Origin of the sequence: Moritella viscosa (genome assembly GCF_900120065.1) — a bacterium.
GTDB lineage: Bacteria > Pseudomonadota > Gammaproteobacteria > Enterobacterales > Moritellaceae > Moritella > Moritella viscosa.
Genome location: NZ_FPLG01000015.1, coordinates 71,913 through 93,739, shown reverse-complemented (window position 1 = coordinate 93,739; position 21,827 = coordinate 71,913). Strand labels below are relative to the sequence as shown.

General features: G+C 39.5%; 22 protein-coding genes and 1 pseudogene. 3 read left to right on the top strand and 20 right to left on the bottom strand.

Going from position 1 to position 21,827, the window contains the following annotated elements; genetic code table 11:
* The first annotated feature begins 23 nt into the window (after window positions 1-23).
* The gene (locus BT797_RS02610) at window positions 24-779 is read left to right on the top strand and encodes a substrate-binding periplasmic protein (protein WP_045109224.1); all 756 of its coding nucleotides are present in this window, start codon (window positions 24-26) and stop codon (window positions 777-779) included.
* 84 nt (window positions 780-863) lie between these two features.
* Here the strand turns inward: BT797_RS02610 and ribA are convergent, their stop codons facing one another.
* The 4 genes and pseudogenes from ribA to BT797_RS02595 all read right to left on the bottom strand — a co-directional run bounded on the left by ribA (window position 864) and on the right by BT797_RS02595 (window position 3,871).
* The gene (gene ribA, locus BT797_RS24165; RefSeq protein WP_244534104.1) at window positions 864-1,505 is read right to left on the bottom strand and encodes a GTP cyclohydrolase II; all 642 of its coding nucleotides are present in this window, start codon (window positions 1,503-1,505) and stop codon (window positions 864-866) included.
* Window positions 1,497-1,916 (bottom strand): annotated as a pseudogene (locus BT797_RS24160) (NADAR family protein); the annotation flags it as partial. The gene ribA and the pseudogene BT797_RS24160, both read right to left, overlap by 9 nt.
* A 252-nt stretch (window positions 1,917-2,168) precedes the next feature.
* A complete protein-coding gene (locus BT797_RS02600; RefSeq protein WP_045109223.1) occupies window positions 2,169-2,840 on the bottom strand; it encodes a cytochrome b/b6 domain-containing protein in 672 nt (223 codons plus the stop codon).
* A 56-nt stretch (window positions 2,841-2,896) separates the two neighbouring features.
* Window positions 2,897-3,871: a DMT family transporter gene (locus BT797_RS02595; RefSeq protein ID WP_045109222.1), complete on the bottom strand. Its 975-nt coding sequence runs from the start codon at window positions 3,869-3,871 to the stop codon at window positions 2,897-2,899.
* Between the two features lie 589 nt (window positions 3,872-4,460).
* On the opposite strand from BT797_RS02595, the gene BT797_RS02590 reads away from it, so the two are divergent.
* Window positions 4,461-5,762: an aerolysin family beta-barrel pore-forming toxin gene (locus BT797_RS02590; RefSeq protein WP_075471003.1), complete on the top strand. Its 1,302-nt coding sequence runs from the start codon at window positions 4,461-4,463 to the stop codon at window positions 5,760-5,762.
* 430 nt (window positions 5,763-6,192) lie between these two features.
* Entirely contained in the window at window positions 6,193-7,413 is a 1,221-nt protein-coding gene (locus BT797_RS02585) for a diguanylate cyclase (protein ID WP_075471002.1), read from the top strand.
* 105 nt (window positions 7,414-7,518) lie between these two features.
* Here BT797_RS02585 and BT797_RS02580 read toward each other — a convergent pair whose 3' ends face one another.
* The 16 genes from BT797_RS02580 to BT797_RS02505 form a co-directional block, all read right to left on the bottom strand.
* A complete protein-coding gene (locus BT797_RS02580) occupies window positions 7,519-7,887 on the bottom strand; it encodes a rhodanese-like domain-containing protein (protein ID WP_045109219.1) in 369 nt (122 codons plus the stop codon).
* Between the two features lie 157 nt (window positions 7,888-8,044).
* On the bottom strand, window positions 8,045-8,989 hold the full coding sequence (gene secF / locus BT797_RS02575; protein ID WP_075471001.1) for a protein translocase subunit SecF: 945 nt from the start codon (window positions 8,987-8,989) through the stop codon (window positions 8,045-8,047).
* Window positions 8,990-9,000: 11 nt separating this feature from the next.
* Window positions 9,001-10,845, bottom strand: coding sequence for a protein translocase subunit SecD (gene secD / locus BT797_RS02570; protein ID WP_075471000.1), 1,845 nt, complete (start codon window positions 10,843-10,845; stop codon window positions 9,001-9,003).
* A 29-nt stretch (window positions 10,846-10,874) separates the two neighbouring features.
* Window positions 10,875-11,216 (bottom strand): preprotein translocase subunit YajC, encoded by a 342-nt coding sequence (gene yajC, locus BT797_RS02565; RefSeq protein ID WP_075470999.1) that lies wholly within the window; start codon window positions 11,214-11,216, stop codon window positions 10,875-10,877.
* Between the two features lie 118 nt (window positions 11,217-11,334).
* Complete coding sequence (gene tgt / locus BT797_RS02560; protein ID WP_075470998.1) at window positions 11,335-12,474, bottom strand: tRNA guanosine(34) transglycosylase Tgt; 1,140 nt, start codon at window positions 12,472-12,474, stop codon at window positions 11,335-11,337.
* Between the two features lie 133 nt (window positions 12,475-12,607).
* Window positions 12,608-13,657 (bottom strand): tRNA preQ1(34) S-adenosylmethionine ribosyltransferase-isomerase QueA, encoded by a 1,050-nt coding sequence (gene queA, locus BT797_RS02555; RefSeq protein WP_075470997.1) that lies wholly within the window; start codon window positions 13,655-13,657, stop codon window positions 12,608-12,610.
* A gap of 155 nt (window positions 13,658-13,812) precedes the next feature.
* Window positions 13,813-14,229, bottom strand: coding sequence for a hypothetical protein (locus BT797_RS02550; protein WP_045109208.1), 417 nt, complete (start codon window positions 14,227-14,229; stop codon window positions 13,813-13,815).
* A gap of 2 nt (window positions 14,230-14,231) precedes the next feature.
* Window positions 14,232-15,236 (bottom strand): flagellar motor protein MotB, encoded by a 1,005-nt coding sequence (locus BT797_RS02545; RefSeq protein WP_075470996.1) that lies wholly within the window; start codon window positions 15,234-15,236, stop codon window positions 14,232-14,234.
* Window positions 15,236-16,093: a flagellar motor stator protein MotA gene (motA, locus tag BT797_RS02540; RefSeq protein ID WP_045109206.1), complete on the bottom strand. Its 858-nt coding sequence runs from the start codon at window positions 16,091-16,093 to the stop codon at window positions 15,236-15,238. Before motA ends, BT797_RS02545 begins: the two co-directional genes overlap by 1 nt.
* Before the next feature lie 9 nt (window positions 16,094-16,102).
* A complete protein-coding gene (gene fliA / locus BT797_RS02535; RefSeq protein ID WP_045109205.1) occupies window positions 16,103-16,819 on the bottom strand; it encodes an RNA polymerase sigma factor FliA in 717 nt (238 codons plus the stop codon).
* Between the two features lie 9 nt (window positions 16,820-16,828).
* On the bottom strand, window positions 16,829-17,266 hold the full coding sequence (locus BT797_RS02530) for a flagellar basal body-associated FliL family protein (RefSeq protein WP_045109204.1): 438 nt from the start codon (window positions 17,264-17,266) through the stop codon (window positions 16,829-16,831).
* Window positions 17,267-17,294: 28 nt separating this feature from the next.
* The gene (locus BT797_RS02525; RefSeq protein ID WP_075470995.1) at window positions 17,295-18,392 is read right to left on the bottom strand and encodes a flagellar hook-length control protein FliK; all 1,098 of its coding nucleotides are present in this window, start codon (window positions 18,390-18,392) and stop codon (window positions 17,295-17,297) included.
* Entirely contained in the window at window positions 18,389-18,706 is a 318-nt protein-coding gene (locus BT797_RS02520) for a hypothetical protein (protein ID WP_045109203.1), read from the bottom strand. Before BT797_RS02520 ends, BT797_RS02525 begins: the two co-directional genes overlap by 4 nt.
* Before the next feature lie 184 nt (window positions 18,707-18,890).
* Window positions 18,891-19,283, bottom strand: coding sequence for a flagellar export chaperone FliS (gene fliS, locus BT797_RS02515; RefSeq protein ID WP_045109202.1), 393 nt, complete (start codon window positions 19,281-19,283; stop codon window positions 18,891-18,893).
* 16 nt (window positions 19,284-19,299) lie between these two features.
* Window positions 19,300-20,676 carry a flagellar filament capping protein FliD gene (fliD, locus tag BT797_RS02510; RefSeq protein ID WP_045109201.1) on the bottom strand — a complete coding sequence of 459 codons (1,377 nt, stop codon included), beginning with the start codon at window positions 20,674-20,676 and terminating at the stop codon, window positions 19,300-19,302.
* A 102-nt stretch (window positions 20,677-20,778) separates the two neighbouring features.
* A complete protein-coding gene (locus BT797_RS02505) occupies window positions 20,779-21,825 on the bottom strand; it encodes a flagellin N-terminal helical domain-containing protein (RefSeq protein ID WP_075470994.1) in 1,047 nt (348 codons plus the stop codon).
* Between the last annotated feature and the right edge of the window lie 2 nt (window positions 21,826-21,827).

The window sequence follows — 21,827 nt, the reverse complement described above, 5'->3', positions numbered from 1 at the left end:
ATTACTACGATAAGGAAGTAAAAATGAAACTGTTTATTTCAATAATGTTAACTCTACAGATTTGTATCGCTAGTTTTGCTACGAATGCAAAATCTATTAATTACTATGTCATTGCTAAACAAGCAATGCCTTTTCAAATAACAACAAGTAGTGGAAAACATTCAGGCATAGTTTCAGACATCATCTCACGTATATTTGTTGATAATTATATCGTCAATTATCATACTTATCCATTCAACCGTATGATTTCAGAATTAAAAGCCGGGAGAGAGAGAAACTGGATAACTTATGGCAGCCCTAATTGGGGAGAAGTACAAGCTGCAAACTTATCTGATATACCGATTTATACGGTACGCCATAGTATCTTAACCAACGCTAAATCTGACTTTTTTTACAATAATCTGAAAGACATAAACGATAAAGTCTTTGTATTACTGTATGGCTTTGATTATCCAAACTTACAACCCTTAATTGATAGCGGTCAAATGACAGAATTAAGAGTAAAAGACTATGCTGCAGCCTTTCGTGTCTTAGAAAAAATGCCGCAAGACGCAGTGTTTGTGGAAATGACCTCTCGTATTAAATACAACTTAAAAATACAAGGTCGAGATCTAAAACAATATAAGTTACAAGACTTTTCAGCATTAATCCCAAGCTACCCTATTTACTTAGCGCTCGATCCAAAGATGGATAAAGACATTCAAACATTTATTAACCAGAAATTATCCGACATGTCTGATTCAGGTTCACTAACAGAAATAATTAATCGCTATATCTGACACTATTACACCGGTAAATAAGTCGCTAACTTAGTTATCGGTGTATGTATTACCCCTTTTAAAATCTATTAAGGTGCATCAAATTTAATCAACATAACTAGATTCAAACATATGTCCTAGCTTGTCAGCTTTAGTTTTAAGGTAACCTGCATTATGCAGGTTATGACCTTCTTGTAACGGCACGCGTTCCGCAATATTGATCCCCGCTTTCATTAACGCATTTACCTTACGCGGATTATTGGTCATTAAATTAACTGCATTTATATTCAAGTGGCCTAACATTCCTTGGCAAAAAGTATAATCTCGCATATCAGCCGCAAACCCTAGACGTTCATTTGCTTCAACTGTATCTGCGCCATTATCTTGTAGGTGGTAAGCTCTAATTTTATTTAACAAACCGATGCCACGCCCCTCTTGGCGTAAATACAAGATCACACCACTCCCTTTAGCAACAATATTTTGCATTGCTTTTGCTAACTGAAAGCCACAATCACAACGCGCACTGAATAAGGCGTCACCAGTCAAACATTCCGAATGTAAACGAATTAATACAGGCTCACTTGGATCAAGCTCACCATAAACTAAAGCTAAGTGCTCTTTACCTGTCGCGTTTTCAATAAAGCCATTCATTTGAAATGTACCGAATTTAGTCGGCAACTTTGCACTATCAACATAAGAGATCAAATTATAAGGTGCTTGCTGAGCTAAATCACAACGTACATCCATTAATATCCGACCAAGTTCATTGCGTCCGCAACCATCACCACCGTCCCCCCAATAAGTGTCTTTATGCGAATGCTCTGTTAATACTTGCTCACCCGTTGCCACAAGTTGATAGGCATAAAATGGATTCTGACTAAATTTTTTCATCACGACATCACGCATGACACTGTCACGTACAGCCATCCAATCTGATTTTACAAATTGCGCATACTCTCGGCTTAAACTAAAGGCTTTATCAGGTGTCGATGCTTGACGAATTAAATTTTGTAATTCAAGATCATTGAATTTTTGCGCTTGATAATAATGTTCGCTACTTGGCCATTTAACCCCGGCAGCCTTGATGGGGGCTAACGCAAAATTCGAGAGAAAACCGAAATCTTCGTTGGGTTCGTAAAATTGTATTTCATCTATCATTTATTTCTACTCCATGAAAATAAAGCTGATTTAACATCAACATACAAGATTTAAATGCTATGCATGAGAGTGAGTATAGAGGTGATAGTGAGTGCAATACTGTTACACACTTAAAAGATTAAGACATTAAAACTAAAAATTTTACCTTAATGCCTGCAAAATCCATTTTATGATTTATCTTTATAAGGTTTATATATATTAATTCGCAAGTATAGTGACTAATATTAACGTCCTAACTATCTTTTCTTGCAATCAATAAAGTAAGTAACCTAAATTTTCATGTCCCCATTGCCACCAAATGGCACCAGCAATACATACGTAGATAACCCAAGCCAATAAACCATTCATCATTTTTGGCTGTACAATCGAATTCACTAATTTATACTCTGCTACGCCTGTTATCATCGTTTTCACTAATGGCTGTTTTTTGAGTTTATAAGCGACGATAGCAACGACATGTAAGCCTATTGCCCAAAGTAATACATCAAAATTCACGCTATGTAACCATGTCATAAAGCTAACAGTATCCGCTGCAAAATATTGCGCTAAGGGACCTTCTGACAAAATATCATCACTGGCACTGAGTCCGGTAAATAGCTGGGTTATTATTAAGCCTAAAAATAGTATAACCATGCATGCGCCAGCAGGATTATGACCAAATTTAACTCGATCAAATTTATTCTTATCACTAAGATAATCGATTAATGCTTTTGGGCTTTTTAGAAAATAGCGAAACTTTGCAGTATCACTACCAATAAAGCCCCAAATAAAACGCGTTATCCAAAGCCCCAGTAGTGCATAGCCAAACAAAAAGTGCCATTCCATTTCGCCGTTATCAGCGCAGTACCACAATGCAAATAGCAAACTCACTTGTAACCAGTGATAGCCACGAATAAATCCGTCCCAAACTTTAACCTTAACCATACAACCCTCTGCAGATAACTACGACGTAAATGTCCAACTGACATTGAGATAGGCGGCTATCTTCTAACACTTAACCAAACAATAGCAACAATTACCATAAACATACCTAAAAAATGATAAAGGGTGAAACTTTCCCCTAACAGAAATACGGCCATCAATGCAGTTAACACAGGGCCACTGCCCCCCACAATCGATGCTTGCTCAGGCCCAACTCTCGCAATGCCCTCACTCATCAAAAATGAAGGGATCACGGTACAGCCAATCGCTAACCACAGTGAAATCCAAAATACCGGCAGAGGGATACTAAGATCTTTAATATCATGCACCACCGAAAAATGAACAAAGATCATGAAACTCGCACCAAACATAGCGATACACGTAAAAACTAAACTGCCTAACTGCTGGATCTTGGCTTTACTCAGTAGTAAATAACAAGCGAAAGTAAAACAAGCCGTTAGTACTAATAACGAGCCCGTTATCACCCCCTCACCCTGTTTACCTAAGTCATGATAAAACAGTACAAAAACCCCTGCATAGGCTAAGATAAGCGCACCTATAACTTGTCGGTTAATCCGGTTCCCCAACACTAACCAACTGAGGATCACGACAACCGTAGGATAGGTAAATAACACTAATCGCTCTAGCTGTGAGCTAATATAGTTAAGCCCTTGAAGATCAAAATAACTCGACAAGTAATAACCCAAAAGACCAATACCCATCACCGGAATAAACTGTACTTTTATAGGAGATGATAACGATGGTGTTTTTCTTATCATCCACACAAATACTGCGATATAAAAAGGCAGCGACATTAGCATGCGATACGTCATTAACGTAATGCTATCAACCCCATATTGATAAGCAAGTTTAATGAAAATTCCTTTGGTCGAAAACAAGCAGGTAGCAAAAAATGCGCATAATAAACCCATTTTATGTGCTGATAGCTTATTACGTAAAACTAAACGAGTATTGTGTTGCTTTGTGTGATTGGTAGTACTGGTGCTATTACTGCTGATAGTAGTCTGTTCCATGACCCCTCCAAGATAAAAATGAAGGCTAGGAATAAGTAGAATAAAACAGATAGCTGACTACAGATCCCGTAGCCTCGCCAAAAATTAGTTAGCTGCTACTCTGGTCTCCAGAGCAGCCATAATCGAACAACAAAGTAAGTACAAGAATAAGCTGTCATCAATATCATCCTTACTTATGTTTAAAATGAATCTTAATCATGACAGCTACCTTAATATAGAACAAGCTCATAATTTAGCTAAACCACGAATCAATATAAATGCCCGCCTTTACATTGTAGTAAACATTTAAATAGCGAAAAATGGCACTAAGCAGGATAGATTTAGTGATATAGAGTTCGTAGTCCAACAATCTTCCTTAGCTCAATAATCAACCAGAGGCAGAGCGATAACCAACCAGAGGTAGTTTAATGTTTGTGCATCACAGTTTTGATATACGCTGAATAATATAACGTTAACGGTAACGGTAACACAAATGATAACTATTTATGTTGACTGGCATAATACGAAATCATAACGTGCACCTGAACCCAGAATAATAACTGGGCGATTGACAATATATCCAACTTAAACAACTGCCTAAGGGATACCAATGAAAATAATCTCTCATTTAAATATCATAACTCTAGCGTGCATCTCTGTATTAACAACAGGTTCTGTAGCCGCCGCAATTCCAAACACCATACCAAACCTATCTATGGTAGAGCATGCTTCACCGGATTTAGATTCCCTGAAAAATAATATAATTACAGATTCCTCGTTTGTTAACTCTTTATTTTATCTAGGTCATCACCTCGGCTATGCTTGGGCCGGAGGAACTCAATCACGGTATGTTGGTGAAGATATCGCAATAAGAAGAGAATCAGAAAATAAATACAGCCTTAATGCCCGTTACAACGCTAGTGATCCTTATGCTGACGGTTACCGTGCCAGTGAACGTTTAAAGGTAAAACTAAACAACATTCGTTTTGTGACTAACCCGAAAGATCTAACCTTAGGTGAACCACAAGTATATGATCGTGAAGTTTTATACACAGAGACTCATGTTTACTACAATTGGGGAGATCTCGAAGATACAGCCGTTGCCTCATTAAATTATAACCAGCAAAGCAGCTGGTCAAAAACAGATAACTTTTCATTTTCACAAACGATTGGTGTAACGAATAAATATGAAGTTGGCATACCGGGTATTGGCGGTGCTAGTTCGGAAATAAAAGCCGAATTTTCAGCAAGTCAAGGCTGGAATGAAAGCAACGGCAATTCGACAACACTAGCGGGCTCAGCCCAATACAGAGCTATAATGGAGCCACGGAGTAAGCGCTATGTAACAATCACCTTATTTAAACAAAAAGCTGATATTCCATATAACTCTAAAGTGTTTATGTTGTACGATATTAACTATGAGAATTTCTTGAGATGGAGTGGTAATTCGCATATTGACCACCCAACCAATAGACCTAATTTCCCTTATACATTTGGCGGTGCGAATGCCAAAAACCTAAGCGGTCCAGAAGCGCTAGTTGATCAATACCTACATCAGGATATTAATGGTTATGGGGAATGGGATTGGCCTAGTGCAGTACAATCATCAAAAAGTAAATATTGGTTTGAATGGAATCTTGCTAATTTAAGCAGAAAACACGGTGCTAGTATTGCCGGTAAGTTTACTACAGTCGATGCGAGTCAGTTTAATGTTGATGCCAGCGAATCAATTCCATTGACCGCTGAAGATTATGCAAACCGTAAAAGTAAAAATAAAGCAACAAGAACAAGACGTTCAGCGTCATTCAGCCAAATTGAGATGGTTATTGAAAATATTGAAAATAACGATCCCGACGGTATCATTTCAGGTCTAAATATTTCACAACCTACCGATATGATGATGAGTAATTAAAACTGAATTAACTGAGTGTTCTTCCATCACCTTGGAGGAACATTCATCCAATGATCAACTTATTTACTAATTGAGTAATCTTTCATTTCCCCTTAGATCTACGCAGGTAATTGTAGATTCACATCTATATTTATTTTCTAAAAGCGAGCCAATATATGCTTTTCCGAGCTATCAGACAAAATTATAGATAATAGTAACCAACTAATTAGGCATACCTCAGTTCAAAACATTATCGTAATCAGCCACAATAAACTAAACAAGTCTAAATTTTATATATTAGGCTATAGTACATAAACAATATTATGGTGCTATAATACCCCACCGAAAAAATAGAATCGAACAATCACACACATAGTGACAACCTATTAATTTCAATACGTTACACTATAATAATGGCGATTGTCATGTTAACGAAAATAAGGATATCTAATTGCTCAGCAAAATACTTGTTGTTGAAGACAGCCGAGCTTTTCGCAAATACCTTAATGTCCAGCTGAGTCGAGCTGGTTTTCAAGTAGTATTTGCTGAATCAATAACACAAGCACGTGAGATCCTAGCACGAGAAAGTGATTTTCTTTGTTCTGTACTCGACTACTGCTTACCTGATGGCCATGACGGCGAGATCATCGAACATGTATTGAGTTATGGTGTACAAGCCATTATTTTAACCGCTCATTTCAGTGATCAAATTCGTGAAAAGGTGCTATCAAAAGGTGTCATTGACTACTTGTTAAAAGACAGTGTATCGTCGGTATCCTATCTAATCCCATTATTACAACGTCTGCAAGAAAATTGTCGCCATAAAGCACTGGTCGTTGAAGACTCTGCAACCGTGCGTTTCCATCTCATTAACTTACTTGAGCGACAAAACCTGCAGGTCATTGCGGCTGAGAATGGTGAGCAAGCAATCGAGTTATTACAGCAGCATCCTGATATCAGTTTGATCATCACAGATCATGATATGCCTATTAAAGATGGTATTACCATGACCCGAGAGATCCGACGAAAATTCGATCGGAATCAACTGGCTATTCTAGGTTTATCTGGCAGTAGTGATCGATCGATGACAGCCCGCTTCCTTAAAGCTGGCGCCAATGATTTTCTCTATAAGCCTTTTAATCAAGAAGAGTTTTATTGCCGTATTCATCATATTCTAAGCATGAAAGATACCGCCGACAAACTCTACAAGATGGCCAACCAGGATGCGTTAACAGGTTTATGGAACCGACGCTACTTCTTTAGCCAGCACAGTAGCGGTACCACAGCTGAGGATAAAAATATTGCCATGTTGGACATTGATTTTTTCAAAAAAGTGAATGACAACTATGGTCATGATGGTGGTGATACAGTCTTAGTATCCATCGCTCAACAATTACAACAGCACTTTTCAGATGCGACGGTTGCACGTTTTGGAGGAGAAGAATTCTGTATTCAAAGCAATAGCGACCGTACTGTTTTTGTATCGCAGCTGGAATCAATACGCCATAAGATTGAGCAATTAACCATGACGCACAATAGCGCAGAAATCAAGATCACAATCAGTATTGGCTCCTGCTTTGGCAATAAACCAATTGATGAAATGCTCTCTGAAGCCGATTCTCGTTTATACAAAGCGAAAACAAATGGCCGAAACCAAGTTGTCTGGCAATAGCGTAATAAGAAGAGTGCTGAGCTTATCGATTCTTAGAGTCTTAGCACGTTAACAATATGAATGTTGTACTTCACATTACAACATTCATTCGATAATCAAAATAACCTATTTACTGATTGGGTAGTTTTTCATTTTCCACTCACGGATGCCGCCATCCATTGAGATTACGTCTCTATAACCCATTCGTTGGATGAACTCAGCTGATAACGCAGAACGATAACCGCCACCACAATACAGTACAATACAGGTATCAAGTGCTGGGTATTTAGCTTCTAAATCACGCTCGATGATGCCACGGCCCATGTATTCAGCGCCGCTTATACGACTTGCAGCCCATTCGCTTTCTTCGCGCACATCAACCAGTACAAATTGCTTACCTTCGTCTTGCCACTGCTTTACATCATCACAACTACATTCTTTGACTACTTTACGTGCTTCATTACATAAATCTAAAAATCGTTGACTATGAGCCATGTTGTTATCCTTTCAGTTAAATACCAAGTCATTACTAAACTACTATTTCATTTTGTATCCTATATTTCAATAACTAAAAATATAAAAACAAAAAACCCGCCGAAGCGGGTTTTTTAACAGTCTGAAGACCAACAAGTTAACTAGGTTTCCCTAAGGCTTACATCATTGGGTCTTGGTCTGCGCCTTCTTTTTCTACCACTGGTGGTAACATCGTCTCACGACTTACGCCTAAGCGTAGTGCTAATGCACTTGCTACGTAAATCGAAGAGTATGTACCAACTACAATACCAATCAGCAATGCAAGTGCAAAACCGTGGATCAGTGCGCCACCTTTCAGGAATAATGATACTAATACCATTAATGTTGTACCTGACGTGATTAACGTACGTGATAATGTCTGCGTCAATGATACGTCCATGATTTCCACAGAGTCATCAGTGCGCATGCGGCGGAAGTTTTCACGGATACGGTCAAATACAACGATAGTATCATTCAATGAATAACCAATAACGGTCAATAGCGCCGCTAAAATAGTTAAATCAAACTCAATCTGTAATACCGAGAAGATACCTAACGTGATAATAACGTCATGCGCAAGAGCCAATACAGCGCCCGATGCTAAACGCCATTCAAAACGTACACCAACATAAAGCAAGATACAAATTAACGCAGCAAGCAGCGCTAGACCACCTTGCTCTGTTAATTCATCACCGACGTTTGGACCAACAAACTCGATACGACGCATTTCTACGCTCTTATCATAGCCCTGTAATGCATTGATAATTTGACTACCAAGATGCTTATTATCCAAACCTTCACGTGGGGCAATACGGATCAATACATCACGACTAGAGCCGAAATGTTGGATCACCGCATCATCAAATCCTTCCGCAGATAATAGCGGACGGATAACCTCAAGATCAGCTGGTTTATCATAACCAACTTCAATCACCGTACCACCGGTGAAATCAAGACCCCAATTAATACCTTTAATCGCAATAGAAGATATCGATAAAATAACTAACAGCGCTGACAAAATAAACGCGGGCTTCGCCATCTTCATAAAGTGGATCGTGCGTTCTGTTTTAATAATTTCAAACATAATTAATCCCCTTAGATTGAAAGTTTATCGATTTTTTTATTACCCCAAAGGAAGTTCACGATCGCACGTGTACCTATGATGGAAGTAAACATAGAAGCAGCAATACCAATTGCTAACGTAATAGCGAAACCTTTAATCGCACCAGTACCAACCGCAAACAAAATGATCGCTGTTAATAACGTGGTAATATTTGCATCGGCAATAGTTGATAACGCATTATCATAACCACTATGAATTGCTTGCTGAATACTTCTGCCTTCTTTTAGCTCTTCACGAATACGTTCAAATACTAGTACGTTCGCATCAACCGCCATACCAATCGTTAATACGATACCAGCAATACCTGGTAGCGTCATTGTCGCGCCTGGGATCATCGACATGATACCAATGATCATGATGATATTTGCAGATAACGCGACATTGGCAACAAGACCAAATTTACGGTAATAGATAGCCATGAAGATAACAATTGCGATCATGCCATAAATCATCGCAGATAAGCCGTTTTCGATGTTTTGCTTACCTAAGCTAGGACCAATGGTACGTTCTTCAACGATTTGAACTGGCGCAACTAACGCACCTGCACGTAATAATAACGCCAGATTTTTAGCTTCGCTTGCGCTGTCTAAACCCGTAATACGGAAACTACGACCTAACTGCGCTTGAATTGTCGCCACGTTAATGACTTCTTCAATTTTTTGTAATTTCGATTTACCATCAGCAGTTTTCTCACCCGTAGGCTTGTATTCAATGAATACCGTTGCCATTGATGTGCCGATTGCTTTCTTCGTCGCACGAGACATTTTACTGCCACCTTGCGAATCAAGATCAATATTAACCTGTGAACGGCTAAACTCATCTAAGCTCGATGTTGCACCTGTGATGTGGTTACCCGTTAAGATAACTTGTTTCTTCAGTACGACTGGACGACCGTCACGCGTGGTATATTTTTGGCTACCAGCAGGTACTCGGTTGCTGTAAGGGTCCGCTTTATTATCAACTAAACGGAATTCTAACGTAGCCGTAGCACCTAAAATTTCTTTCGCTCCAGCGGTATCCTGAACACCCGGTAATTCAACAACAATGCGGTCTGCACCTTGACGCTGTACTAGCGGCTCAGCAACACCTAATTGGTTTACACGATTACGGATAATAGTGATATTTTGTTGAAGGGCATATTCTTTGATTTCGGCAAGTTTGGATTCTGACATTTTTGCTGAGAGACTAAATTGACCATTACTTTCACTGTCAGTTAACAGTAGATCTGCATATTTAGACTTAAGGAATTTCTCTGCTTTGTCGCGTGTTTCAGCATCACGAAAACGCGCTGTAACACCGTTACTGTTTTTACGTATTGCGGTATAACGCAGTTTTTCTTCACGTAAATCGGTACGAAAATCTTGCAACATTTGATCTTGTGCTTTCACTAACGCTTCTTGCATATCAACTTCTAATAAGAAGTGAACACCACCACGTAAATCAAGACCAAGTTTTAACGGTCCAGCACCAAGACTTTGTAACCAGTCAGGCGTTGAAGGGGCAAGGTTTAAAGCAACAATGAATTTCTGACCAAGTTGTTCTTTTAAAATTTCACTAGCAAGTAGTTGTTGTTCGCTGTCATTTAAACGAATCAATACTTGATTATTTTCTAATGAAACGCTTTTATAACTGAGCTCTTGTTTATCGAGTTCTGCTTTAACTTTATCGAGTGTTGATACTTCAATAACAGCACCACGTGCAGCAGAGACTTGAACAGCGGGGTCTTCCCCGTATAGATTCGGTGTGGCATAGAGTAAACAAATGGCGATCGTAGCGATCACCATTAGATACTTCCACAGAGGATATTTGTTTAACACAATATTACCTTACTGGGATACGGAAAAGATTAAAGCGACTGCATGCTACCTTTTGGTAATACTGCTGCAATGTAATCACGCTTAATAGTGACGTTAGTAGCATCAGCAATACTGAGCACAACATAATCATTACCATCAGAAATCTTTGTTATTTTGCCCACGATGCCACCAACAGTAAGTACTTCCTCACCTTTAGACAACGATGACATTAGGTTCTTCTGTTCTTTTTGACGTTTCGCTTGTGGACGATAGATCATAAAGTAGAAGATCACACCAAAAATACCTAACATGATCAACATTTCGTAACCACCACCAGCTGGAGCAGGAACACCTTCAGCAGCAACTGCGTTTGCAATGAAAAAATTACTCATTTTTATTTCCCTTTATAAATTTTGATATTGATATGATAAACCAATCACATTACATTACTACTAATGAGAAAGGTTTACCAAACTTTGATCGACAATCAGATTAGTGTTTGCTTAATAATTAAGCGCCAGACTTAGCTAAAGGTGGCACTTCACGGCCTTGTTTAGTATAGAAATCTGTAACAAACTCTTCAAACGTATCAGAATCAATCGCGTCACGGATACCTTGCATCAGGTTTTGGTAGTAACGCAAGTTATGCATTGTGTTTAAACGCGCACCTAAGATCTCGTTACATTTGTCTAAATGGTTCAGGTATGAACGCGAGTAGTTCTTACATGTGTAGCAATCACATTCAGGATCAAGTGTACCAGTATCTGTTTTATGCTTGGCATTACGGATCTTAATTACACCTTCACTTGTGAATAAGTGACCATTACGTGCATTACGTGTTGGCATTACACAGTCAAACATATCCACACCGCGACGAACACCTTCAATCAAATCTTCAGGTTTACCAACGCCCATTAGGTAACGTGGTTTATCTTCAGGAATTTGTGGGCAAGTGTGCTCAAGGATACGGTGCATATCTTCTTTTGGCTCACCAACAGCTAGTCCACCAACCGCATAACCGTCAAAACCGATGTCTAATAAGCCTTTCACCGAAATATCACGTAAGTGCTCGTAAACACCACCTTGAATAATACCAAACAAGTTATTTTTGTTGTCTAATTTATCAAAGTGATCACGTGAACGTTGTGCCCAACGTAATGACATGCGCATTGATTTTTCAGCTTCAGATTCTGTCGCTGGGTATGGTGTACATTCATCAAAAATCATTACAACGTCAGAACCCAGATCATCTTGGATTTCCATTGATGTTTCTGGATCTAAGAAGATTTTGCTACCGTTTACAGGGTGACGGAAATGCACACCCGCTTCAGTAATTTTACGCATTTTACCTAGGCTGAATACTTGGAAACCACCTGAATCAGTCAGGATAGGTCCCTGCCAGTTCATGAAGTTATGTAAACCACCGTGTTGCTTCATTACTTTCTGACCAGGACGTAACCACAGGTGGAAGGTATTACCTAAAAGAATATCAGCGCCTGTTGCGTCAACTTCTTCTGGTGTCATACCTTTAACTGTACCGTAAGTACCTACAGGCATGAATGCTGGTGTTTCAACAACACCACGTTCAAAGATTAAGCGTCCGCGACGTGCGTTACCAGTCGTTTTATCTAATTCGTACTTTAACTTCATATAAACCTCAAGTCAGAGAAACAGTCTGACATTACTTCTCTTAAAAAATTCAAACAACATACGCGATTGGCAATTGTTTATCGTGAACAAACTAACCGTGAATGAATAAACATCGACTCACTGTTAATTAAATTTATACAGCGGTCTGCTTAGTCACAAACATCGCATCACCATAACTAAAGAAGCGGTATTTTTCAGCTATAGCATGTTGATAAGCTGGCATCACATGGTCATAACCAGCGAATGCAGATAACAACATAATCAACGTTGATTCTGGTAAGTGGAAATTAGTGACCATAGCATCAACAAGTTGGAACTCGTAACCAGGGTAAATAAAGATTTCAGTGTCATCAAAGAATGGCGCTAGCGGTAAGCCTTTTGCCATTGTTGCTTGCGCTGCACTTTCTAAAGAACGGACTGACGTTGTACCCACTGCAATCACGCGACCGCCGCTCGCTTTTGTTTCAGCAATTTTGGTGACAACTTCTTCAGAAACTTCGGCATACTCTGAATGCATATGATGATCAAGAATATTATCCACACGTACTGGCTGGAAAGTTCCCGCACCAACGTGCAGTGTCACAAACGCCGTGCTTACACCTTTCTTAGCAAGCTCTGCTAACAATGCTTCATCAAAATGTAAACCCGCTGTTGGTGCCGCTACAGCACCCGGTTTTTCATTGTAAACCGTTTGATAGCGTTCTTTGTCTGAATCTTCATCAGGACGATCGATATAAGGCGGCAATGGCATATGACCAATGTCTTCTAATACTTCCAATACATGGCGTTCGTCTAAAAATTTCAGTTCGAATAACGCATCGTGACGGGCAATCATTTCGGCATTTACAGTGCCTTCTAAGATAAGTTGAGCACCAACTTTAGGGGACTTAGAAGAACGCACATGCGCAAGTACAGAGTGCTCACTAATAACACGCTCAACAAGTACTTCAATTTTACCACCTGAAGCTTTTTGACCGTACATACGCGCAGGAATAACACGCGTATTATTAAATACCATTAAATCGCCAGCTTCAACTAAATCGAGGATATCAGTAAACTGCTTATCAGCCAGCTCACCGCTATTACCGTTTAGTTGGAGTAGACGGCTTGAACGGCGATCCGCTTTCGGATAACGGGCAATTAACTCGTCAGGAAGACTAAAATTGAAATCTGAAACCTGCATGAAGGTACCTTAAAATCGAACTTAAAATTGAAATAGTCCGCTAGTCTAGTTATCAAGTCGCAGAAGATCAAGTTAAGAACACCACAGCTGCAAACATCAAACTTAATACTTATAAAAAACGCGCTAAAGTAGCGCGTTTTTTATAGCAAATTCATTCACTTTTTAACAAACTCAGTAACATTACTCGTTGTTACATCACCTCTAAATGCTTTACGACTGTAAAGTTTTAACAAAGGTAAAACTCGGCTTGCTTCATCCTCGCTCCAAGCTACTCCGTAAAAAGTAAGTTTACTCCCAATATCAAAGTGATGTTTTTCAGTACAGAGCATACGCTCTCCATTCGGCCAACAAATGACAAATTTACGTGCTAATTTACGACCTAATTTACGTGAAACAACAAAACCAACACCACCAATACTGATATCTTTAGCTATTGCTTTAGCCAAAAAAAAATCCATAAACAAAAAACGTCGATAAATTTTTATTGGCAGGCCTTTAGTTTGATAGATAAGTGGAATTGATCTTGATTCAAACTTCCAACGATAAAATTTACGATTCGGTTCAATCTCCATAATCACTTCCCTACGTTATCAAATAAGACTTTTGATCTTAATACGGGTCTATTATATTCAGCCCTATCAACCGCGTTATCAATAGCATTATCCGGTTTATCTCGATTAAATAACGACTTAATGGCTTCTTCAGCGTCTTCAGTCAGTAACAATAACTCGATCCGTCGATTAACACTCGATTTAGGATTCGCAGCATCAATAGGCATCGTATCTGACATAGCGACGACTTGTGCAACACGCTCTCTCGGCATTCCACCAATTTGTAGCATTTGCCTTGCTTGTAGCGCCCGTTGGCTAGACAGCTCCCAATTAGTAAATGCCGCATTATGAAACTTAGAGCGATCTGTATGCCCAGAGATCATTAACTTATTTTCAATAGGAATAAAAACGGGCGCTAATGAGCGTAAGACATCCTGAAAAAATGGTGTCATCTGAGCACTACCACGGCGGAACATCTTATGTTGAGCGTTATCACGTAATAGAATTCGTAAACCTTGTGGCACCACTTCAATGTCAATATTTTCCGCTGCACCAATCGAATCAGTAATAGCTTCTAATTTAGAGGCTAATAATGCTAATTGTTCTGGAGAAGTTAACAGCCCTTTCAGCAATGAACTCATCATAGCCTTATCACCGTAACCACTATCCCCTTCATCATCTGCAGTACGCTGATTTAAAGAACGAGCCGTTTTTTTAGATACTGATTTTTTTGTTAGATCTGGCTGATGTTTACTGTCTAATACAGATAAGTCAGCGCCAATACTTATCGGCAAAGGATCACCATTAAAATCAAATGGATTACTTTCACTCTCAAATAATGAATAACTACGTACTCGTTTAGAAAATTCCTCACGTTCATCGGGTTCAGAAACAGCGAGGATCCACAACACCATAAAAAAAGCCATCAAAGCTAACATGAAATCAGCAAATGCGACTTTCCAAGCACCGCCACCTTTAGATTTACCGCGATTTCTTTTTTTACGCTTAACAATAATACTTTCTGACATTAGCCTACCTTAGCGTTAAGCCACTCTTCCATTTCAATAAATGTCGGCTTAATTTCTCGATCTATCAGCTTGCGCCCAGAATCAACAGATAGCACCGGTGATTTACCTGAAATATGTGTCACCATCATCGTTTTTACGCAAGTCAATAGCATTAATTTATGATGAACGCGCGCAGCAAGTGATTCGCCAATCGGTTCAAATAAGCAGTAGCATAAAAAAATACCAAGAAAAGTCCCGACTAAAGCTGCACCAACGTGTAAACCAATCATCATTAATGGTCCGTCTAGCGAAGACATAGTAATAATAATACCCATTACGGCTGCTAAAATACCAAAGCCAGGCATAGCTTCACCAGTAGTATGCAAGGCTTCTGATGGTTTTAATAAATCATCTTCAAGCGCTTCTATTTCACTTTCTAACACATGTTCTAACTCATGAGGCGACATTTTACCCATTGACATCATACGAAAGTTATCAGTAATAAAATGCATTAATAGACGATCAGAATGGATGTTTTCGTATTGTAAGAATAATGAACTCGTTTCCCAATTTTCAATGTGTTCATCAATCGACTTTAGTCCTTTATTACGAACCATTTCCAGCAGCGTATGCATCACCAACAGTAATTCTTTCATTACCTCGCCGCGTTCGGGTTCTTTTTTAAAAGATGCAAAGAACTGATTTTTTAATTCAACCAATACATACTTAGGATTTGCGATCAACATTGAACCAATACCAGCACCTAGAATAATCAGTAATTCAGCTGGTTGCCACATTGCAGCAAGTTTTCCTCCTGCAAGGACAAAACCACCGAAAACACAAAGGAGGATGACCCCCAGACCTACAAATTTTTGCATAACAATGCCTTACAATAAATTGGTTAAATGAGAATGGAGCTTCTTAAGCGCCAATTGATGTAACTGACACACTCTAGATTCAGTGATCTTAAGGGTAAGGGATATCTCTTTCATATTAAGTTCATATTGATAATATAAGGTCAGTAATAATTGATCTCTTTGATCGAGTAAAGACAGTGTTTTTTTAAGGCTACGCTTCATATCAAAGTTTTGAATATCTGAGTTTTCATCTTTAATATCAGTACCTGCTTGCAGTAACTCATCGAAGCTCTGCATCTCTTCAGATACACTATCAAAGATCATATCTTGCAGCTGTTCAGCATCAATCTCTAAAAATGCCATTAACTCTTTTTCATTCGCTTCCCGACCTAACGTACGAGATAAAGTACGTCTAGCATGATTTAATGAGTGACCTTGTTGACGTGCTTGACGTGGGCGCCAATCCAGCCTCCTTAGTTCGTCTAATATCTCACCTCGTATACGCTGAAAAGCGTAGCTTTCAAATGCATCATCAGGCTCACAGCCATAACGGCGAATAGCTTCAAGTAAACCCATAGTCCCAATCTGAACAAGATCTTCATAGGATTGCAGCGTACCAATCTGGCTACGTAAATGCGTCACCGCCCGCTTGACTAAATGCATATATTTAATCAATAACGCATTTTCATCTACAACTGATGTTCTAGCATTAAAAGAACTGTCGTCCCAAGCAACCGAGTTTGTCACAGCAAGCCCCTATTGAATAACCAGTTTGGTAATCAGAACATCATCAATGATGCCATTCATTTCATACCGAGTGAGTTCTTCATCTAAGCCTGACAGCATCTCTATTTCTAATTGTTCTATATTTTTCAAATTTTTACGAATCATGTCATAACTGCGTTGACTGAGATTCTGAACAAAAGAATTACGGATCACCGGCATGTAATAATTAATCCCCTCAATAGACGCTTCTAATTTAGTCTCTAAAGTAACTTCCATCATGACGTAGTAAATAGTGCGTTCACTTTCAACACTTACTACCATTTTATCAAGAGGTATATAAAACGGTCGTACCGATTGTGCTACTTCTGGCGTTTGCACTAATGCTTTAATCTGATCCTGATATTTAAAACCTAAAAATCCCATTGCAGCGATAATTACTAACCCAACAATTAATATTTTGACTTTCATATATGTATTAAAACCTTAATTTTTAAAATCACACCAGAGTATTAAATAAACCATGCAACTCGATTGGCGGAAGCATTGCATTTTCTGTTTGCTCTTCAGAAAAAGATAATGCGACATTATTTTCACTTTCCTTAAATTCTTTTTCTCCAGAACCGCCACCGACATTAACATCGACACCAGTACCAAACTGATTAGAAAGCTCACTTCGAAGCTGCTGTAATGATGCCTGTAGTGCATCTCTGATCGCACTGTTACTGGTATTAACCATTACAGTTAAACGGTCTCCGTCCATGCGAACAGATAAATCTAAGCGGCCAAGATCAGGTGGATCCAAACGTATATTTGCTTGTTTGATATTCTGATGAACTTGCATTTCAATACGATCTTGCAACACATTAAATAATTGTTTAGACCATGCATTTTGCTGACTATCCATTTTGACAGCTGACCACTCATGTCTTCCTTGACTTGCTTGCTGTACTAAACGATCAGGGGCGTTAATATCGGCAACTTGTTGCTCGATACGCAGGCTTGCAACATCCACTGGTTTTTTATCGCTTAGATGTGCATTCGTTAACCTATCCAGCAATGCTGCAGTCGATAATGTTTGCATCGCCTTAATGTCAGGGTTAGCTATCCCCTTCACTTTAACGGCATCCGCCGCACTCGTATCTGTAGATTGCGTTTGATGCCTCACTGCTTGTAACAGCGATATTGACGATGCTTGTTGATGGGTAAGTTCAACATTATTTACTGTATTTATTGCCGACACAGAGCGACTCTCAAACTGTGTAGAAAGTGGCGACATAGATGCAACGGAGGCACTCGTCACTGCCAACTCTACTGTTGTAGTTGTAGTTGCAGTTGCAGTTGCAGTTGCAGTTACATTCTCTTCAGGTGCTAAAAAATGAGCAAAATCACTGTCTTTATTTTTGTCTCGAGGAACTAAATTGTCCTGATGATCTGGGCTAACAAAATCAATACTATCTTGATCTTCAGCATCAATACTATGACCACTTTGTTTATCAGCCTCTTTCGCTTGCTGAGGTTGCTGCTTGATAGTATTCGTAGAAGTATGATGTTGAGCGCCTGTATGACTGACTGCAGTCCTGTTCATTGCAATCATATTTCTAGTTCCTGATACGCCATGATACCTTCTCTATTTTGGGTATGGTTTTCCATTAAGCTAGCGAGACGCGTTTGTTGCTGTTTGCATAATTCTAGGACTTTATAATGGCTGCTTTTTAAGGCAGTGAGTTCTCTATGTAATTGTAACTTTAGCGCTGGTTTTAAATTCAATAACGAAAGTAAGGTAGCAACTTCATTGTCTAACTTAACCATTACGTCGACGTTAATATTTTCATTACTTGCATTTATAACGCGGCAAAAATGATTATGTAAAATAATAATTTGCTGCTGTAATGATTTTATATCTAACACTCTTACTACCTCAGTCAATACGCCCTAATGAAATATTATGCAAACTACAGACCAACTGTTAAAGCCTTGTTATTTAAGTAAAATTAAAATAATAAAGGAAACTTAACTTCCGCTTAACTTCCGCAAGCGGAACTAATAACACCGGGATGCCCCAGCATTATAGTCCAATATTATCGAGCTAAAACTAAGCAGCATCTCGGCCTATATTTTCCCAGCCCTCTTTCAAATTTTCCATGACATTAACAACAGTAGTAAGTTCTTCAACATCATTACTGATACTCATGTTATATAGTGCATTTGCACAGTACTCATATAAATGATGAAGATTAACCGCTACTTCGCCGCCCTCTTCCATATCAAGTGCCGCATCTAAACCCGATACAATATCTAAACATTTACTAATAGATTTACCTTTATGCTCATATCTACGACCTAAAATATGACCTTCTGCACGTGCTATTTCATCTAATAGCCCATCAATTAACATCACCACTAATTTGTGGGGATCGGCCGTGGCAGCCTGTGCTTCGGTATTGGTTTCCTGGTAGGCATCATAACCCGGATCAAATTCGTTCATGTTTCTATCCTATTGACTAAAATTGTTGGCTCATACCAAACAGACGACTGGTCTGCTGCATCTGACTCTGTAATTGCTGCATCGCAGTAAACTGTTTCAGGTAGCGCTGATACAGACTCTCCATCTGCACATCTAACTGCGCGGTTTTATCTTGCAGTCTATCAATTTCTGAATTTAAACTCGACACTCGGTTATCAAAGAGACCGCGTGATTTGCTATAAGGTTCTAACGTCGTAGATAATCTGTCCACAATGCTATCTTTACCCAACAACATGTTATTGAGAATATCCGGATCTTTATCTAACGATTTGGCCAAAGCTGTTTTATCTAGGGATATTTCGCCATTTTTGTCAAACTTAAGACCAACCTGACTCAGGTAGCCACCATCGGGCAAATTAGAAAATACAGCGCGTAACTGACGCATCATCGAGGAAGCCGTGCTGTCACCAGACAGAGCTGCCCGAGTTATCTTTTTAGTATCCCCACTCTCAACCTTAGAGACCGTCGCGGTTTTTACCCGACCGACCAAGCTATTATAAGCACTGACCAGCGACTCTAATGATTTGGTGATGGCATCATCATCACGCCCGACCGTTAATGTGAGCGGCTTGTCGGTTTCGGTTTTGGTTATTAATTCCAAGGTGAGATTATCGGTAATATTTTCAACTTTGTTTGACTGTGAAATAATCTTGATGCCATTAAAGGTTAATTCGGCATCCTGCGCCTTGCTCAATTCGATTTGACCTGTGACTATAGTTTTCTTGGGATCAGCAGGGTCTGTAACAGTTTTAGGGGTAACTATTTCATCTAATGTCTTAGAACCTCCGACATACTCCACTTTCAGCGCATGCTCGGTACCGGTTTTTGAACTGCTCAATACCAGTTTAACATCTGTACCGGTGCGAATAATGGCAGCCTGCACCCCGGGATTATCTTTCGCATTGTTGATCGCGTTACGCAAATCCATCAGGTTAGCGTCGGCAGGTAATATCTTGGTATCACTGAGCGTGAGCGTCCACGGCTTACCACCTACCGTAAAAATGAGTTCGCCCTCATTCGGTATCTTCACATTCTCATCTTTAAACGTCAGGCCGATGCGTGATGCCTTGGCCAACTGGCTGACCTCAATGCTGTAATCACCCACAATAGCGCCGTCAGTGGTGCTGGCTTTAATAATGCCTTCACTACTTAACTTCGTATTTGTCGCCCTCAAGTCACTGTTTTTACTTAAATCTTTAAGCGCTGTTGATAAATCACCTACCTTTCCGTCTAATGCTTTGAACGCTCTAATCTTATTATTGACAGTCGCTTTCTGCGTATTACTGTGTTTATCCAAACCTGCACGGGTAGCAGCCACCAACTTTGAGGATAAAGAAGCGGGATCTATTGCCATAACGACTCCATAAAAACAAAAAAGATCCTATATTCATAGCTGGATATAGGATCATATTTTTAATTCCAAACGGAATTAATGTATAACTCGGTCATTACGCGATTAACGTAATAGCCCCATTACCATGCCGCCGATCTGGTTGCTCTTACCAAGAACAGACATACCAGATTGCATTAACAGCTGTTGCTTAGTCATGCTTGCAGATTCTGAAGCAAAATCAGCATCCATAATACGACCTTTAGACAGTTCCGTATTTTGGTTCATGTTGCCAAGGTTATTGATTGTATGATCTAAACGGTTGATAGATGCACCGAATTGACCACGTAAAGAGCCAACAGCATCAATCAAAGCATCCGCACTCTTCATTGCCGTCTGTGCAGACGCCTGATCGCTAACATTACCTAAACCAGCTTGCGTTGTAGCCAGAGTGCTTAACTTATCAGATACATTTAGCTTCATAGTCTCATTAGCAGATGCACCGATTTGGAAAGTAATCTCTTCACCAAAGGCACCTTTTGTACTCTCAACTAGTTTTGGTGTCTTGTCGTCTACTTCGTTTGTTTTCACTGCCAAAGCATCTGCAGCAGTTTTTGCCGCTGCGATTAATGCTGCATCAGCAGGTTTGGCTTTTAAGGCTGCTTTAGCTGCTACATCCGCATCAAATTCAGTTTTAAGCGCTGCTGTACGTGCAGTATCACGATCTGTAACTTCTTTTGCTGTAACTTCTGTTGCTAATAGTTTCTTACCTTCACCGTACTGAGTATTTTGCGCGATGTTAGTTAATTCTGCCGCTAACTCTTTGTATTCATCATTTAGCGCTGTGTATTCTGCTTTGCCGTTAGTGCCGTTAGACGCTTGCGTAGCAATATCTTTCATACGTTGACCAATGCTGCTCATCTCTGACAATGCGCCTTCTGCAGTTTGCATCATAGAGATTGAATCCTGCGCGTTACGCATACCCACTTTCTGACCGTTAGACTGAGTTTGTAAACGTGTTGCGATCTGTAGGCCCGCCGCATCATCCGATGCAGAATTGATACGCATACCGGTACCCAAACGTTGCATTGCTGTTGATAGCATGCTGTTAGTTTTGCCCAGTTGGTTTTGAGTAGCCAGTGACGCGTAGTTAGTATGAATTGATAAAGCCATGT

Excerpts from the sequence above, each read along its gene's own strand:
- BT797_RS02610 (WP_045109224.1), top strand. The coding sequence starts at position 24 with ATGAAACTGTTTATTTCAATAATGTTAACTCTACAGATTTGTATCGCT.
- ribA (WP_244534104.1), bottom strand. The coding sequence starts at position 1,505 with ATGGATGTACGTTGTGATTTAGCTCAGCAAGCACCTTATAATTTGATC.
- BT797_RS02600 (WP_045109223.1), bottom strand. The coding sequence starts at position 2,840 with ATGGTTAAGGTTAAAGTTTGGGACGGATTTATTCGTGGCTATCACTGG.
- BT797_RS02595 (WP_045109222.1), bottom strand. The coding sequence starts at position 3,871 with ATGGAACAGACTACTATCAGCAGTAATAGCACCAGTACTACCAATCAC.
- BT797_RS02590 (WP_075471003.1), top strand. The coding sequence starts at position 4,461 with ATGAAAATAATCTCTCATTTAAATATCATAACTCTAGCGTGCATCTCT.
- BT797_RS02580 (WP_045109219.1), bottom strand. The coding sequence starts at position 7,887 with ATGGCTCATAGTCAACGATTTTTAGATTTATGTAATGAAGCACGTAAA.
- secF (WP_075471001.1), bottom strand. The coding sequence starts at position 8,989 with ATGTTTGAAATTATTAAAACAGAACGCACGATCCACTTTATGAAGATG.
- yajC (WP_075470999.1), bottom strand. The coding sequence starts at position 11,216 with ATGAGTAATTTTTTCATTGCAAACGCAGTTGCTGCTGAAGGTGTTCCT.
- tgt (WP_075470998.1), bottom strand. The coding sequence starts at position 12,474 with ATGAAGTTAAAGTACGAATTAGATAAAACGACTGGTAACGCACGTCGC.
- queA (WP_075470997.1), bottom strand. The coding sequence starts at position 13,657 with ATGCAGGTTTCAGATTTCAATTTTAGTCTTCCTGACGAGTTAATTGCC.
- BT797_RS02550 (WP_045109208.1), bottom strand. The coding sequence starts at position 14,229 with ATGGAGATTGAACCGAATCGTAAATTTTATCGTTGGAAGTTTGAATCA.
- BT797_RS02545 (WP_075470996.1), bottom strand. The coding sequence starts at position 15,236 with ATGTCAGAAAGTATTATTGTTAAGCGTAAAAAAAGAAATCGCGGTAAA.
- motA (WP_045109206.1), bottom strand. The coding sequence starts at position 16,093 with ATGCAAAAATTTGTAGGTCTGGGGGTCATCCTCCTTTGTGTTTTCGGT.
- BT797_RS02530 (WP_045109204.1), bottom strand. The coding sequence starts at position 17,266 with ATGAAAGTCAAAATATTAATTGTTGGGTTAGTAATTATCGCTGCAATG.
- BT797_RS02525 (WP_075470995.1), bottom strand. The coding sequence starts at position 18,392 with ATGATTGCAATGAACAGGACTGCAGTCAGTCATACAGGCGCTCAACAT.
- fliS (WP_045109202.1), bottom strand. The coding sequence starts at position 19,283 with ATGAACGAATTTGATCCGGGTTATGATGCCTACCAGGAAACCAATACC.
- fliD (WP_045109201.1), bottom strand. The coding sequence starts at position 20,676 with ATGGCAATAGATCCCGCTTCTTTATCCTCAAAGTTGGTGGCTGCTACC.
- BT797_RS02505 (WP_075470994.1), bottom strand. The coding sequence starts at position 21,825 with ATGGCTTTATCAATTCATACTAACTACGCGTCACTGGCTACTCAAAAC.